Origin of the sequence: Peribacillus sp. NPDC101480, assembly GCF_050277335.1 — a bacterium.
Taxonomy (GTDB): Bacteria; Bacillota; Bacilli; order Bacillales; family DSM-1321; genus Peribacillus.
On the sequence record NZ_JBNNSB010000003.1, the window covers coordinates 177,291 to 192,346 of the forward strand.

Below are 15,056 nucleotides of genomic sequence, written 5' to 3' on the forward strand. Positions count from 1 at the left end.
TCAATATTTATAAACTAAATATTTTCATTTTTGAGAAAAATGTGTAATATATTATAATATTAAGCGCTTACAACACTATTTTTTTAACTCCAAATTGAGCGAGCGTTCAATCAATGTTACTTATAGGGGGAAATAATGATGGCGAAAACAGTGATTATTAGCGGTGTGAGAACACCTTTTGGTAAATTTGGCGGTGGCCTTAGCAGTTTGACGGCATCACAACTTGGTGGAATAGCAATCAAAGAGGCACTTGTTCGGGCAGGGATTGAAGGCAGCCAAGTAGATGAGGTCATCATGGGGAATGTGCTTCAGGCTGGCCAAGGCCAAATACCGTCCCGCCAGGCAGCCCGCCATGCTGGATTGCCATGGGAAGTGAAAACGGAAACCATTAATAAAGTATGCGCATCAGGACTTCGCAGTGTGACATTGGCTGATCAGATCATTCGTTTAGGTGAAGAAGAAATCATTGTTGCAGGCGGAATGGAATCGATGAGCAATGCTCCTTATATCCTTCCGAAAGCAAGGTGGGGCCTAAGGATGGGTGATGGAGAGCTTAAGGATACGATGATTTCGGATGGACTTAGCTGCAGCTTTACGGGCGTGCATATGGGGACTTACGGAAACAGTACTGCCGAGGACCTTGAAATCACCCGTGAGGAACAGGATAGCTGGGCTTACGAAAGTCATCAAAAAGCGATAAAAGCAATCGATGGCGGTATCCTTGCAGAAGAAATCATTTCCGTACAGGTGCCTGTGCGGAAAGGCGAGCCAATTACCGTTGAACATGATGAAGCCCCAAGAAAAGATACCTCTGCCGGGAAGTTAGCTAAATTAGGTCCAGCTTTCAGTAATGAGGGGACCATTACGGCAGGTAATGCACCAGGTGTCAATGATGGGGCAGGTGCACTCGTATTGATGAGTGAGGAACGTGCGGAAAAGGAAGGGAAAACGCCTTTTGCCTATATTTTAGCTCATGCAGAAGTGGCAGTGGAAGCAAAGGACTTCCCTAAAACGCCAGGTTTGGTCATAAATGAACTCCTGAAGAAGACAGGTAAATCGATAGAGGAAATTGATTTGTTTGAAGTGAACGAAGCATTTGCTGCGGTTGCGCTGGCCAGTGGGAAAATTGCCAACATCGAGCCGGGAAAAGTGAATGTAAACGGAGGGGCTGTAGCATTAGGTCACCCGATCGGGGCGAGTGGTGCCCGCATCATCATTACGCTGATGCATGAACTGAAACGCCGCGGAGGGGGATTGGGCATCGCAGCGATCTGCAGTGGCGGCGGTCAGGGAGATGCCATTTTAATTGAAGTGCCTAAGCAAGGATAATAGTTTCATAGATAGATACATGAGGAGGGATTTTTCATGGGCATTCAAAAAGTGATGGTCATTGGTGCTGGACAGATGGGATCTGGCATTGCCCAGGTCTGTGCAATGAGCGGTTATGAAGTTCTTTTACATGATTTAAAAGATGAATATGTAGAAAAGGGGTTAGGGACAATTACCAAGAACCTTTCCCGGCAGGTTGAAAAAGGAAAAATGGAAGCTGAAGAAAAAGGTGCAATCCTTTCCCGGCTGACTTCATCGACGGATTTAAATAATGCGGCTGCGGTGGATTTAGTGATTGAAGCTGCAGTGGAAAACATGGAAATAAAAACAAAAATATTCGCCAATTTGGATGAAATCACGCTACAACACGTCATTCTTGCATCCAATACTTCTTCGCTTCCGATTACCGAGATAGCCGCTGCCACGAAAAGGCCGGAAAAGGTAATTGGCATGCACTTTATGAACCCCGTTCCAGTCATGAAGCTGGTTGAGATCATCCGTGGCCTGGCTACAGCGGATGAGGTTTATAAAGAAGTTGAAGAGATGGCTGAATCCTTGAACAAGGTACCGGTGGAAGTTAATGATTTTCCAGGTTTTGTAGCGAACCGGATTTTGATGCCGATGATCAATGAGGCCATCTATACCCTTTATGAAGGCGTCGCCACTAAAGAGGCGATTGACGACGTGATGAAGCTGGGAATGAACCATCCGATGGGCCCGCTTACGCTAGCTGACTTCATTGGACTGGACACATGCCTGTATATAATGGAAACGCTTCACCAAGGTCTCGGAGACGATAAATACCGACCGTGTCCGCTGTTAAGGAAATATGTAAAGGCTGGATGGCTAGGCAAGAAATCAGGACGGGGCTTTTACGAATATAACTAATCTTAGAAAGATGTGCAGCTAGGGAGGGATGAAGGATGGATTTCAAGTTTACAGAAGAACAGGGAATGATGCGGAAAATGGTAAGCGCTTTTGCGGAGAATGAGATTACCCCTCATATCGAGGCAATGGAAACAGGCGTGTTTCCAAAAAAGATTCTGCAAAAAATGGGTAAGCTTGGTTTGATGGGAATCCCGATTTCAGAAGAATACGGTGGCGCGGGTATGGACTTCATGTCTTATATAATCGCCATTAATGAGATTTCCAAAGTTAGTCCAACTCTCGGTGTCATACTTTCCGTTCATACTTCTGTTGGAACAAATCCAATCGTTTATTTTGGAACGGAAGAGCAGAAGCGGAAGTATGTGCCTAAGTTAGCCGCTGGTATATATTTAGGCGCCTTTTGCTTGACTGAGCAAAGCTCAGGTTCCGATGCTGCGAGTTTGAAATCGAAGGCAGTGGCAGTAAAGGAAGACGGAAGATATCGAATAAATGGGTCCAAGGTTTTTATCACCAATGGCGGGGAAGCGGATGTATTCATTGTTTTTGCTTCAACCGACCCTCAGAAGGGAAGCAAGGGAATCTCTGCTTTTATTGTAGAAAAAGGGACGCCAGGCTTAATCATCGGTAAAGATGAACGTAAAATGGGCCTTCATGGCTCGAGCACCGTACAGGTGACGTTCGAGGATATGAAAGTGCCTGCAGCCAATCTCCTTGGAAAAGAAGGAGAAGGCTTTAAGATCGCAATGGCCAACTTGGATGCTGGAAGGATAGGCATTGCTGCTCAAGCGCTGGGAATTGCAGAAGGCGCCATGGAACATGCTGTCAAATATGCAAAAGACAGAGTTCAATTCGGCAAACCTATTGCAGCACAACAGGGGATTGGTTTCAAGCTTGCTGAAATGGCAACGAGTATAGAAGCTTCAAGGTTACTTGTCTATCGAGCGGCGTATTTACGCTCACAGGGATTGAAGTGCGGTAAAGAGGCGGCAATGGCTAAGCTATTCGCTTCGAGGACGGCTGTTGATGTGGCGATAGAAGCAGTCCAGGTGTTCGGAGGCTATGGATACACGACGGAATATCCTGTCGAACGCTATTTCAGGGATGCAAAAGTAACTGAAATTTATGAGGGTACCAGCGAAATACAGAGGATGGTCATCAGTAAGAATCTCTAATTCACGAAATGCTTAGGAGGCATAGACATGCAATTTAAACTAACGGAAGAACATGAAATGATCAGGAAAATGGTGCGCGATTTTGCCCAGAATGAAGTGGCTCCGACAGCTGCCGAGAGGGATGAAGAAGAACGATTCGACCGTGAAATCTTCGATAAAATGGCCGAACTTGGATTGACTGGGATTCCTTGGCCTGAGGAATACGGCGGTATTGGAAGTGATTATTTAGCGTATTGCATAGCGATTGAGGAACTTTCCCGCGTTTGCGCTTCCACTGGGGTGACTTTATCAGCCCATACTTCCCTTGCAGGATGGCCAATATATAAGTTTGGATCTGAAGAGCAAAAACAAAAATACCTTCGTCCAATGGCACAGGGTGAAAAAATCGGTGCATATGGGCTGACCGAGCCTAGCTCAGGCTCTGATGCAGGCGGTATGAGAACGACTGCTAAGCTTGTAGGTGATGAATATATTATCAGCGGTTCAAAAATCTTCATTACGAACGGCGGGATTGCGGATACATATGTCGTCTTTGCATTGACGGATCCAGAATCCAAACAAAAAGGAACGAGTGCCTTTATCGTTGAAAAGGACTTCCCGGGTTTTAGTGTCGGCAAAAAAGAGAAGAAGCTTGGAATCCGTTCATCACCGACCACGGAAATCATTTTTGATGAATGCCGAGTGCCTAAAGAAAATCTCCTTGGAAAAGAAGGAGAGGGCTTTAAAATAGCGATGATGACGCTAGATGGCGGCCGTAATGGGATTGCAGCCCAGGCAGTGGGCATAGCCCAAGGTGCATTGGATGCCGCAGTTGATTATGCAAAAGAGCGCGTCCAATTCGGCAAGCCGATTTCTGCACAGCAAGGAATCGGTTTTAAATTGGCGGATATGGCAACGGGTGTTGAAGCATCAAGGCTATTAACCTATCAGGCTGCCTGGTTGGAATCAGTGGGCCTTCCTTATGGAAAAGAGTCGGCCATGTCCAAACTTTTTGCTGGAGATACAGCCATGAAAGTGACGACAGAAGCCGTGCAGGTCTTTGGAGGTTATGGATATACAAAGGATTATCCTGTAGAACGGTATATGCGTGATGCGAAAATCACCCAAATCTATGAAGGTACACAGGAAATTCAAAAGCTGGTCATCTCACGGATGATTACTAAATAGGATTGAAATTGTGGTTTTCCGATGAGGCATTGCCTTTACCGGAATTCCCTTTTCAATTTCTTTAGAATGTCTTTGGCAATTAAATGATGGGCTTTTTAAAAGGAGTTTGAAAAATGGAAAAAAGAGAGGTTCTTGCATCTGTAAAGGATGAACGCCTGGTTGAAAAAAGGCGTACACAAATGATTAAAGGGGCGGTGACCCTTTTTAAGGAAAAGGGATTTCATCGTACGACTACCAGGGAAATTGCCAAAGCGGCCGGCTTTAGTATCGGCACGTTATACGAGTATATCCGAACAAAGGAAGATATATTATATCTCGTTTGCGACTTTATCTACGATGAAGTACAGGAAAAGCTTCAGAAAGAAATAGATCAGAGCGATGGGACACTTGAAAGCTTGAAGCTTACGATCGCCTATTTTTATAAAGTGATGGATGATATGCAGGACGAAGTGCTGGTCATGTATCAAGAGGTGAAGGCACTGACGAAAGATGCTTTACCTTATGTATTGAATAAAGAACTTCGGATGGTCGGCATGTTTGAAAAGGTGATTACGAAATGTGTTGAGAATGGGGAGCTATCGTTGACGGCAAAACAAATAAGCCTTGTTTCTCATAATATTTTCGTTCAGGGACAAATGTGGAGTTTTAGAAGATGGGCTTTACACAAAGAGTATACGCTTCAAGAATATGTTGAACTGCAGACGCAATTATTGATTCAAAATATATCGCTTCAGAAAAATACTGAGTTAAATTCGTTTCAATAAGGAGGAGCTCAATGGGTACAGTTGAGGTGTATAAACCGAAGAACCATATTAGATTCGTTACTGCTTCGAGTTTATTTGATGGACATGATGCATCTATCAATATTATGAGGAGAATCCTTCAGTCCAGCGGTGCAGAAGTCATTCATCTAGGTCATAATCGTTCGGTGGAAGAGATCGTGAATGCGGCCATCCAGGAAGATGTTCAAGGCATAGCCATGTCATCTTACCAAGGCGGACATGTGGAATATTTTAAATATATGTATGACCTGCTGAAGGAAAAGGGAGCCGGGCACATTCGTATTTTTGCCGGCGGCGGCGGGGTCATCATCCCAAGGGAAATTAAAGAACTCCATGATTATGGGATAGCCCGGATCTTTTCTCCTGATGAAGGGCGGGAATATGGGCTTCAAGGAATGATAAACGTATTGATGGAGGAGTGTGATTTCTCGACAGTCAAACCATCTTTACAGGAACGTTTTGATGAATTGGTTGCTGGGGGAACAAATGCCATTGCCCAATTCATTACCTTTGCCGAAAACAGACTCGATGCTTCACAGGAATCAGCGGCAGCGGTTGAGAGTCTTTTTGAGCAGATCAAGACTTCCGAAAAGAAGGTTCCTGTTCTAGGGATTACGGGAACTGGCGGTGCTGGAAAAAGTTCATTGACTGATGAATTGATACGAAGGTTCATTAACGAAATACCAGACGAGAGAGTCGCCATTTTATCTGTAGACCCGACCAAACAGAAAACGGGCGGTGCCCTGCTTGGTGACAGGATTAGAATGAACTCGATTTTTTCAGAGCGTGTTTATATGCGGAGCCTGGCCACGCGTCATTCAAAAAGTGAGTTGTCTTTGGCGATAAAAGATGCCATTTCAGTCGTGAAGGCAGCTGGCTTCGATTTAATCATCGTTGAAACGAGCGGAATTGGTCAGGGAGATGCAGAAATTGCTGAGATATGCGATGTATCCATGTATGTAATGACGAGTGAATTCGGAGCACCTTCGCAACTTGAAAAAATCGATATGATTGATTATGCAGACTTGATAGTCATTAACAAATACGAGCGCAAAGGCTCAGAGGATGCAAAAAACCAAGTTCAAAAGCAATACCAAAGAAGCCGTACACTTTTTGATCAAGATCCATCTGAAATGCCGGTATACGGTACCATCGCTTCTCAATTCAATGATCCAGGCACCAATGCATTATTCGCTGCACTGATTGAAAAGCTTAATGAAAAATCAGGGACGGTTTGGAGTACCGCCTTTTCGAAGGAAGCGGATGTTTACAAGCAAAATGTCATCATCCCTACTGACCGTCGGTATTATTTACGTGAAATCAGTGATACGGTCAGATCTTATCATAAGCGTGCGGCTGAACAAGTACGTATTGCCCGCAGGCTTTTCCAGCTTGAAGGAGCAATTGATGCAATTAAGGAAAATGATAACAACGAAGATATGGTGGCTTCTTTAGAAAAACTGAAAAAGGAAACCGCTTCGAATTTATCACCTGAATCTAAAAAAATACTTTCTGGATGGATGGAATTAAAAGAAAAGTATGCAGGAGAGCAGTTTGTAACGAAAGTCAGGGATAAGGAAATCGTCACAAAGCTGAAAACTAAAAGTTTATCAGGTTTAATGATTCCGAGAGTGTCACTGCCTAAATATGTGGATTATGGAGAGATCTTAGGATGGGTATTCCGAGAGAACGTTCCGGGCTTCTTTCCTTACACAGCGGGAGTCTTTCCATTCAAGCGTGAAGGAGAGGACCCGAAGCGGCAATTTGCCGGTGAAGGATCACCCGACCGAACCAACAGGCGTTTTCATTATTTGTCAAAGGATGATAATGCAAAACGGCTAAGTACGGCTTTCGATTCGGTAACTTTATATGGCGAGGATCCCGATCACCGGCCTGATATCTATGGAAAGGTAGGGGAAAGCGGAGTCAGCATCTGTACGTTGGATGACATGAAAAAGCTGTATGCAGGCTTTGACCTTTGCCACCCCTCAACCTCTGTATCGATGACCATCAATGGACCGGCACCAATCATTTTGGCCATGTACATGAATACGGCAGTCGATCAGCAGATTCAACGGAAAGAAGAAGAGTTAGGCCGTCCCCTTACGGACGCAGAAGCTGAAGAAGTGCAGGCTTATACCCTTCAAACGGTACGCGGAACTGTTCAAGCGGATATTCTGAAAGAGGACCAAGGCCAGAATACTTGCATCTTCTCTACGGAATTTGCTTTAAGGCTAATGGGGGACATTCAAGCATATTTCATCGATCGAAAAGTCAGGAACTACTACTCTGTATCCATTTCCGGCTATCACATTGCAGAAGCGGGTGCCAATCCCATTTCACAGCTTGCTTTTACATTAGCGAATGGCTTTACTTACATCGAATATTATTTAAGTCGCGGAATGAATATTGATGACTTTGCCCCGAATTTGTCGTTCTTCTTCTCAAATGGGCTCGACCCGGAATATACGGTTATCGGGAGAGTGGCAAGAAGGATTTGGGCTACGGTCATGCGGGATAAATATGGTGCGAACGACCGCAGCCAGAAGCTCAAATACCATATACAGACTTCAGGGCGCTCACTTCATGCGCAAGAAATTGATTTCAATGATATCAGAACGACACTTCAGGCTTTAATGGCGCTGCAGGACAACTGTAATTCCTTGCATACTAATGCGTACGATGAAGCCATCACGACGCCTACTGAAGAATCCGTGCGCCGGGCAATGGCCATACAAATGATCATTACAAAGGAGCATGGGCTCTCAAAAAATGAAAACCCGATGCAAGGAGCCTTCATCGTAGAGGAATTGACGGATCTCGTTGAAGAGGCCGTACTGCAAGAGTTCGATCGCATCAATGATCGGGGCGGTGTGCTGGGTGCAATGGAGACGCAGTATCAGCGCGGGAAAATCCAGGATGAATCGATGCATTACGAAATGAAAAAGCATACGGGAGAATTGCCGATCATTGGTGTCAACACGTATTTGAATCCAAATCCTCCTTCCGAAGAAGCGGTGAACAGCATGGAAATTGCCCGTGCAACAAAGGAAGAAAAGGAAGGGCAAATCATAAATCTCCGGGCATTCCAAGAAAGAAATAAGGAGTTCACGGATGAGGCGCTAACTAAACTGAAATTGGCAGCCATGAATGGGGAAAATATCTTTGCTGAACTCATGAACTGCGTCAGAGTGGCCAGTCTTGGTCAGATAACGAGGGCGCTATATGATGTAGGCGGTCAATATCGAAGGAATATGTAAACTGAGAAGGGGGCTCCGAACGTTTAGGGGCCCCTTTTTAAAATAATTTCCGCATTTTTTAACAAAATGAAGATTTTACCTTATAATTATTTGGAAAAGGGGCAAAAATGAAGAATCAGCCCTATTGGAGTTGAGAAAATGAACCTGAAAATGATTGGATCGATCATAGGGTACATTCTTGCCATCATTATTTTATTTGAGCTGTATGAGCATCAATTGGGTGCCATCTCTTTTTTTATCCTGACTATTGTCTTTTTTACGGCAGCCTATCGACAGAAATCGAAAAAGGAAAGTGAATGATTTTTAGCTTTTGGTTTCCTGAATGATAGACAATAAGGTAAATCTGTGAAAGTATCAGATAGAACTAGCATAAACCCATTTAGATTGTTTATAATGGAGTATATGTCTAGCAGGAATTGTCGTTATTTTATCGAACTACTGTTTTAGATTATTTTTTTATGTGAAAAAACACGGAATTCAGTGTTTGAATAGAGAAGGGAAGTGCGGAATTTGAGTTTAAAACAATACTCAAAAGAGCAGTTATTGGAAATGTCCTTAATAGAGATGGCATATGATTTGTTAGTGGAAAGAAATGAACCGATTCCATTTAAAGACTTAATAAGTGAATTAGCTTCGCTGCACCATTTATCTAAAGCGGAAGTGGAAAAGAAAATTGCACAATTCTATACGGATTTAAATGTGGATGGCCGCTTCACTTCACTTGGGGACAACCGCTGGGGATTGAAAACATGGTACCCGGTTGACCAAATCGAGGAAGAAGTCGTACATGTTGTAAAACCTAAAAAGAAAAAGAAAGCCAAAAAGGCTGCTGCAGTTATCGACGATTTCGATGAACTTGAAGACGAAGATCTTGACTTTGAAGAAGATATCGATGATCTGGACGAGGATGAAGATGATGACGATGATGATATTCTAGGTTCTCCAGTCATCGACGAAGTGCTTTTGGATGATGACGTGGATGATGACGATGATCTGGAAGAAGAAATAATCGAAGATGATGCATTTGTCCTGGAAGATGATGAGGACGAAGACGAAGATGAAGATGACTTGGATGACTTGGATGAAGAGGCTGAGAAATAAATAATCGCCCTTGACTTTTTGAGGCGAAATTTGTAGAATCATTTTTGGGCTCCTTAAAAAAGGACACAATGATTAAATTATATCGCTCCCTTACTTTTATTGTAAGCGGAGCGTTTTTGTTTTTAATGATGGAATGAATAAATGACATCATTTTTTTATTTTTAAAAATGATTTCTCGTAGAATTGTAAAAACTATAGAGAACATATTTTTGTTTACTGTCATTTAAGGAAATTTATTCTTGTTCATGTATCCTGCATGACTCTCACTAAAGACCTTTAAGTGATTAATGGTTTGTACTGGTTTACGATTTTTTAGCTTTTAACCGCTCATGTGGCGGAAGATTTGATTCAGTTCCGATTAAGAACAGAATTGGAAGAAAACATTCTATAGGAGGATATAAAATGACAAAATATATTTTTGTGACAGGTGGAGTAGTTTCTTCCTTGGGAAAAGGGATAACGGCCGCTTCTTTAGGTAGATTATTAAAAAATAGGGGATTGAATGTTACGATCCAGAAGTTTGACCCTTATATTAACTTGGATCCAGGTACGATGAGTCCATACCAACACGGTGAAGTGTTTGTAACGGATGATGGTGCTGAAACGGATTTGGATTTGGGGCACTATGAGCGTTTCATTGATATCAACCTTGGCAAACACAGCAATGTGACTACGGGCAGAATTTATTCAACGGTCCTGAGAAAAGAACGCCGTGGCGATTATCTAGGTGGAACAGTTCAAGTCATTCCGCACATCACGAATGAAATTAAAGAACGGGTTTTCCGTTCAGGAAATGAAACGAATGCCGATATAGTCATTACTGAAATCGGCGGTACTGTAGGGGATATCGAGTCTCTTCCATTCCTTGAGGCGATTCGCCAAATCAAGAGTGATATCGGCATCAATAATGTTATGTATATCCACTGTACACTGGTTCCTTACATCAAAGCTGCTGGTGAAATGAAAACAAAACCGACACAGCATAGTGTAAAAGAATTACGCAGTCTAGGCATTCAGCCGAATATCATCGTTGCACGTACAGAAAGTCCAATTTCACAAGATATGAAGGATAAAATCGCTTTATTCTGCGATATCGATAAAAATTCCGTTATCGAATGTCTTGATGCGGATACTCTTTACTCCATCCCACTTGCGCTTCAAGCACAAAATATGGACCAAATCGTTTGTGATCACTTGCAATTGGACTGCGGCGAAGCGGATATGGAAGATTGGAAGGAACTAGTCAAAAAGGTTACTTCTTTATCAAAGAAAACAAAAATCGCTTTAGTCGGAAAATATGTTGAATTGCAAGATGCTTATCTTTCTGTAGTGGAAGCACTTAAGCATGCAGGTTACGCATTTGATGCAGATGTAGAAATCGACTGGGTGAATTCCGAAGATGTAACAAAAGAAAATGTTGCTGAACTTCTGCAAGATGCAGATGGAATCCTTGTTCCAGGCGGTTTTGGAGATCGTGGAATCGAAGGGAAAATTGCTGCTACCGAATTTGCCCGCACTACGAAAAAACCATTCTTCGGAATTTGCTTAGGCATGCAGTTGGCGTCAATTGAGTATGCTCGCAACGTCCTGGGATTGCCAGAAGCTCATTCAGCTGAAATTAATGAAGATACTCCAGATCCAATCATCGATCTTCTTCCTGAACAGAAGGATGTAGAAGATTTGGGCGGTACACTGCGTCTTGGTCTGTATCCATGTAAGCTTATCGAAGGAACTAAAGCATACGAAGCGTATAATGACGAGGTTGTTTATGAGCGTCACCGTCACCGTTATGAATTCAATAACCACTACCGTCAAGCAATGGAAGAGGCAGGATTCATCTTCTCTGGTACTAGTCCGGATGGCCGTCTAGTTGAAATCGTTGAATTGAAGGATCATCCTTGGTTTGTGGCTTCTCAATTCCATCCGGAATTCACGTCACGTCCTAACCGTCCGCAGCCACTATTCCGTGATTTTGTCGGCATGTCTTTAAAGCGCAGCGAAAAACTTTAATAAACAAAAAAACAGCCCAATGTGGCTGTTTTTTTTTAGATGAATAATCATTCTTCTTCATACTCTTTTATGATTTCTTCAAGAGTGAATTTAATCCCATAATAAGCGAAAAGAGCGGCAATGAGGGTAGGATACCCATATCGATTTCCGGTTTCATCAGGAATCAAGCCCCGTTGGATACGTAAATCAATATGAACGTCTGCCAACTCCAAAAGAGAATCCCCTTCAGAAGGGACGGATGTAGAAACCGCAACAAATGGGATATCCTTTTCCTTGAGTTGTTTTGCCAGCAACAATGCTTCTGCATCATCCGAATGGCGGCTGAATATTAGAAACCGATCTTCCCTGGAAATAGTTTCTCCTGATTCATATCTTTTTACCTTCGGAAAGGGTTCTGCCCCATCCAAAGCCTCGGCAGTGACACCCTGCATTTCACCAAAACCGTGAATGTACACCGCACCGTCCCCAACCGCAGCCTGAGCCAGCAAGCGTCCGGCATCCTCCATTTCAAAGGCTTCATTTTCAATCATTTTCTTAAATAAACCGCTTATCTGTGTCGAAAAAATTTTTAACATGGTCAGGGACTCCTTTAAAAAATAATATACCCATTATAAAGGACTTTCCTTTGCAATGACAGGTTTCTGGGATTTTGATCCGGAAGGTTCGAATTTACTAAATCGGTCGAAAAAACAAAAAAATTAAAATTCCTCTTAGCCATACAGCAGGAATTTTGTTACAATTATCGAATATGAACAATAAATGCGTTGGACCTAAAAGTCATATGACGCAATCTATGTAACTACCCTTTTTCGGGTAATATGGCCGTATAGGCCAGTATATTTAATGGATGAATCGGGAAGGGGAGAGGTGATAAAATGCCAGGGAAAATATTGATTGTTGATGATCAGTTCGGGATTCGTATTTTATTGAACGAGGTTTTACATAAAGAAGGGTATGAAACATTTCAAGCCGCTAATGGAATTCAAGCCTTGGATGTGCTGAATAATCATTCACCTGATCTTGTATTGCTGGATATGAAGATTCCGGGAATGGATGGCATTGAGATCTTGAAAAGAATGAAAGTCGTCGATCCGGACATCCGGGTCATAATCATGACGGCATATGGTGAACTTGATATGATTCAAGAAGCAAAGGATTTAGGTGCCATGACACACTTTGCAAAGCCGTTTGATATTGATGATATTAGAAAAGCGGTTCGTGAATACTTACCGATTCAATCAAGTTAAATGTCTTGAAAATTTAATATTACTGATGGAGTAATTGCTGCGGCTATCTTTTTTTAGATGGGCCGTGTTTTTTTGGAATAAAATTTGAGGCTCGGTATAGTGTATTTGTTGCTGTTTTTTTGATGTATTGATATGCTAAAAGAGGAGAGATATTCTGATTTATAAGCGTATGCTACTTTCGTTTTAGGGAATATCTAGAAAGAATTAACTTTAAAATAATAACATCCACTAGTAGGAGGAAATCAAATGCCTTTAGTTTCTATGAAAGATATGCTGAATAAAGCCCTTGATGAAAAATATGCAGTAGGTCAATTCAATATCAACAACCTTGAATGGACTCAAGCTATTCTAGCTGCTGCAGAACAAGAAAAATCTCCAGTCATCCTTGGTGTTTCCGAAGGTGCTGCCCGCCATATGGGTGGTTTTAAAACGACTGTGATGATGGTTCAAGGATTGTTGGAAGACATGAAAATCACTGTTCCTGTGGCCATTCACCTTGACCATGGTTCAAGTTATGATAAATGTAAGGAAGCTATCGAAGCCGGATTCACTTCAGTAATGATCGATGCTTCACATCATCCGATCGAAGAAAATATCGAAACAACCAAGAAGGTTGTCGAATTCGCTCACGCACGGAATGTTTCTGTTGAAGCGGAAGTGGGCACGGTTGGCGGACAAGAAGATGATGTAATTGCTGATGGAGTCGTATATGCAGACCCTCAAGAATGTGAACAGTTGGTTAAAGAAACAAATGTCGACTGCTTTGCTCCAGCTTTGGGATCCGTTCACGGACCATACAAAGGTGAACCTAACCTTGGGTATAAAGAAATGGAAGAAGTGCGTGATTTAACGAAAAAACCTCTTGTTCTTCATGGTGGTACAGGCATCCCTACGAAAGATATCCAAAAAGCGATTTCGCTTGGAACATCAAAAATCAATGTGAATACGGAAAATCAAATTGTATTCACAAAAGCGGTTCGTGAAATTCTGAATAACGATACTGAAGTGTACGATCCTCGTAAATACATCGTTCCTGGCCGTGAAGCGATTAAAGAAACTGTCATCGGCAAAATACGTGAATTCGGTTCAAACGGCAAAGCATAATAAGGGTTCCATCCCTTTAAATGTAAGATGATAAAGGCAATATTCCCATTGGGGGGCTCCCCCCTAATGGTTTCTTTTAGATGCAGGGCTGAATCCGGGCTCTATTTTTAGAACAATTAGAATTCAGATGCATATAGGAAAATAAAAATCGATTACATACGGAGGCTATTTTATGAAATTCTTTATAGATACAGCAAACATGGAAGAAATCAAACAAGCGCATGAACTTGGCGTTTTAGCAGGTGTTACGACTAACCCATCCCTTGTTGCTAGGGAAAAGGGAGTTTCTTTCCATGATCGGCTAAAAGAAATCACAAGCCTTGTTAAGGAATCCGTTTCTGCTGAAGTCATTGCGCTTGATTTTGAAGGAATGATGGCTGAAGCCAAGGAACTAGTTGCGATTGCACCGAATATCACGATTAAAGTGCCAATGACTCCGGACGGCCTGAAGGCTGTTTCAGCACTTACAAAACAAGGTGTCAAAACAAACGTCACCCTTATTTTCAGTGCAAACCAAGCATTATTGGCAGCTAGGGCAGGAGCAACTTATGTATCGCCATTTTTAGGTCGCTTGGATGACATCGGCCAAAATGGTTTGGATCTAATTTCGGATATTGCTGACATTTTTGCGATCCATGATATCAATGCCGAAATCATCGCAGCTTCCATCCGCCATCCGATGCATATTACTGAAGCGGCTCTTAAAGGGGCGCATATTGCAACGATCCCTTATAAAGTTTTAATACAATTATTCCACCACCCATTAACGGATAAAGGAATTGAAGCTTTTTTGAACGATTGGAATTCACGTACTGAAGCATAATGCCTTGCCGCTAAGTCGCTATAGATTGCACCGTTTAAATAAAATTAACATAAATTAGAAATTTTTCTCTTTTTTTTACATGAATTTTCTACTTTTGTGTAAACTAAAGAACTAGATAGTAAATGTTGTCGGATTATGCAATTTTCTTGTGGTAAAATATTACTTTTTGGAAG

13 protein-coding genes are annotated in these 15,056 nt (G+C 42.3%); 12 read left to right on the plus strand and 1 reads right to left on the minus strand.

The window, feature by feature from the left end:
- The first annotated feature begins 138 nt into the window (after positions 1 to 138).
- The 9 genes from ACQKMF_RS12140 (at position 139) to ACQKMF_RS12180 (ending at position 11,709) form a co-directional block, all read left to right on the plus strand.
- On the plus strand, positions 139 to 1,329 hold the full coding sequence (locus ACQKMF_RS12140) for an acetyl-CoA C-acetyltransferase (RefSeq protein ID WP_402943295.1): 1,191 nt from the start codon (positions 139 to 141) through the stop codon (positions 1,327 to 1,329).
- Between the two features lie 36 nt (positions 1,330 to 1,365).
- Entirely contained in the window at positions 1,366 to 2,217 is an 852-nt protein-coding gene (locus tag ACQKMF_RS12145) for a 3-hydroxybutyryl-CoA dehydrogenase (RefSeq protein ID WP_427573397.1), read from the plus strand.
- 35 nt (positions 2,218 to 2,252) lie between these two features.
- Positions 2,253 to 3,389, plus strand: coding sequence for an acyl-CoA dehydrogenase (locus tag ACQKMF_RS12150; protein ID WP_402943301.1), 1,137 nt, complete (start codon positions 2,253 to 2,255; stop codon positions 3,387 to 3,389).
- A 27-nt stretch (positions 3,390 to 3,416) separates the two neighbouring features.
- Complete coding sequence (locus ACQKMF_RS12155; RefSeq protein ID WP_101223858.1) at positions 3,417 to 4,556, plus strand: acyl-CoA dehydrogenase; 1,140 nt, start codon at positions 3,417 to 3,419, stop codon at positions 4,554 to 4,556.
- Between the two features lie 113 nt (positions 4,557 to 4,669).
- Positions 4,670 to 5,320 carry a TetR/AcrR family transcriptional regulator gene (locus ACQKMF_RS12160; protein ID WP_101223857.1) on the plus strand — a complete coding sequence of 217 codons (651 nt, stop codon included), beginning with the start codon at positions 4,670 to 4,672 and terminating at the stop codon, positions 5,318 to 5,320.
- A gap of 11 nt (positions 5,321 to 5,331) precedes the next feature.
- The gene (gene icmF / locus ACQKMF_RS12165; protein WP_402943305.1) at positions 5,332 to 8,598 is read left to right on the plus strand and encodes a fused isobutyryl-CoA mutase/GTPase IcmF; all 3,267 of its coding nucleotides are present in this window, start codon (positions 5,332 to 5,334) and stop codon (positions 8,596 to 8,598) included.
- Between the two features lie 138 nt (positions 8,599 to 8,736).
- Positions 8,737 to 8,898, plus strand: coding sequence for a hypothetical protein (locus ACQKMF_RS12170; RefSeq protein ID WP_157831069.1), 162 nt, complete (start codon positions 8,737 to 8,739; stop codon positions 8,896 to 8,898).
- Positions 8,899 to 9,108: 210 nt separating this feature from the next.
- Positions 9,109 to 9,699 (plus strand): DNA-directed RNA polymerase subunit delta, encoded by a 591-nt coding sequence (gene rpoE / locus ACQKMF_RS12175; protein WP_402943309.1) that lies wholly within the window; start codon positions 9,109 to 9,111, stop codon positions 9,697 to 9,699.
- A 402-nt stretch (positions 9,700 to 10,101) separates the two neighbouring features.
- Positions 10,102 to 11,709, plus strand: a complete 1,608-nt coding sequence (locus ACQKMF_RS12180) for a CTP synthase (RefSeq protein ID WP_101223854.1) — start codon at positions 10,102 to 10,104, stop codon at positions 11,707 to 11,709.
- A gap of 47 nt (positions 11,710 to 11,756) precedes the next feature.
- Here the strand turns inward: ACQKMF_RS12180 and ACQKMF_RS12185 are convergent, their stop codons facing one another.
- Positions 11,757 to 12,284 (minus strand): DUF2529 domain-containing protein, encoded by a 528-nt coding sequence (locus ACQKMF_RS12185; RefSeq protein WP_101223853.1) that lies wholly within the window; start codon positions 12,282 to 12,284, stop codon positions 11,757 to 11,759.
- Positions 12,285 to 12,584: 300 nt separating this feature from the next.
- Here ACQKMF_RS12185 and ACQKMF_RS12190 point away from each other — a divergent pair, with 300 nt between their 5' ends.
- The 3 genes from ACQKMF_RS12190 (at position 12,585) to fsa (ending at position 14,883) form a co-directional block, all read left to right on the plus strand.
- Entirely contained in the window at positions 12,585 to 12,956 is a 372-nt protein-coding gene (locus ACQKMF_RS12190; RefSeq protein WP_101223852.1) for a response regulator, read from the plus strand.
- Positions 12,957 to 13,202: 246 nt separating this feature from the next.
- Positions 13,203 to 14,060, plus strand: a complete 858-nt coding sequence (locus ACQKMF_RS12195; protein ID WP_101223851.1) for a class II fructose-bisphosphate aldolase — start codon at positions 13,203 to 13,205, stop codon at positions 14,058 to 14,060.
- Between the two features lie 172 nt (positions 14,061 to 14,232).
- Positions 14,233 to 14,883: a fructose-6-phosphate aldolase gene (gene fsa, locus ACQKMF_RS12200; protein WP_063234171.1), complete on the plus strand. Its 651-nt coding sequence runs from the start codon at positions 14,233 to 14,235 to the stop codon at positions 14,881 to 14,883.
- The last annotated feature ends 173 nt before the right edge of the window (positions 14,884 to 15,056 follow it).

Coding starts and splice junctions, on each gene's coding strand:
- ACQKMF_RS12190 (WP_101223852.1), top strand. CDS start 12,585: ATGCCAGGGAAAATATTGATTGTTGATGATCAGTTCGGGATTCGTATT.
- ACQKMF_RS12150 (WP_402943301.1), top strand. CDS start 2,253: ATGGATTTCAAGTTTACAGAAGAACAGGGAATGATGCGGAAAATGGTA.
- ACQKMF_RS12180 (WP_101223854.1), top strand. CDS start 10,102: ATGACAAAATATATTTTTGTGACAGGTGGAGTAGTTTCTTCCTTGGGA.
- ACQKMF_RS12170 (WP_157831069.1), top strand. CDS start 8,737: ATGAACCTGAAAATGATTGGATCGATCATAGGGTACATTCTTGCCATC.
- ACQKMF_RS12185 (WP_101223853.1), bottom strand. CDS start 12,284: ATGTTAAAAATTTTTTCGACACAGATAAGCGGTTTATTTAAGAAAATG.
- ACQKMF_RS12145 (WP_427573397.1), top strand. CDS start 1,366: ATGGGCATTCAAAAAGTGATGGTCATTGGTGCTGGACAGATGGGATCT.
- fsa (WP_063234171.1), top strand. CDS start 14,233: ATGAAATTCTTTATAGATACAGCAAACATGGAAGAAATCAAACAAGCG.
- ACQKMF_RS12160 (WP_101223857.1), top strand. CDS start 4,670: ATGGAAAAAAGAGAGGTTCTTGCATCTGTAAAGGATGAACGCCTGGTT.
- icmF (WP_402943305.1), top strand. CDS start 5,332: ATGGGTACAGTTGAGGTGTATAAACCGAAGAACCATATTAGATTCGTT.
- ACQKMF_RS12195 (WP_101223851.1), top strand. CDS start 13,203: ATGCCTTTAGTTTCTATGAAAGATATGCTGAATAAAGCCCTTGATGAA.
- ACQKMF_RS12155 (WP_101223858.1), top strand. CDS start 3,417: ATGCAATTTAAACTAACGGAAGAACATGAAATGATCAGGAAAATGGTG.
- ACQKMF_RS12140 (WP_402943295.1), top strand. CDS start 139: ATGGCGAAAACAGTGATTATTAGCGGTGTGAGAACACCTTTTGGTAAA.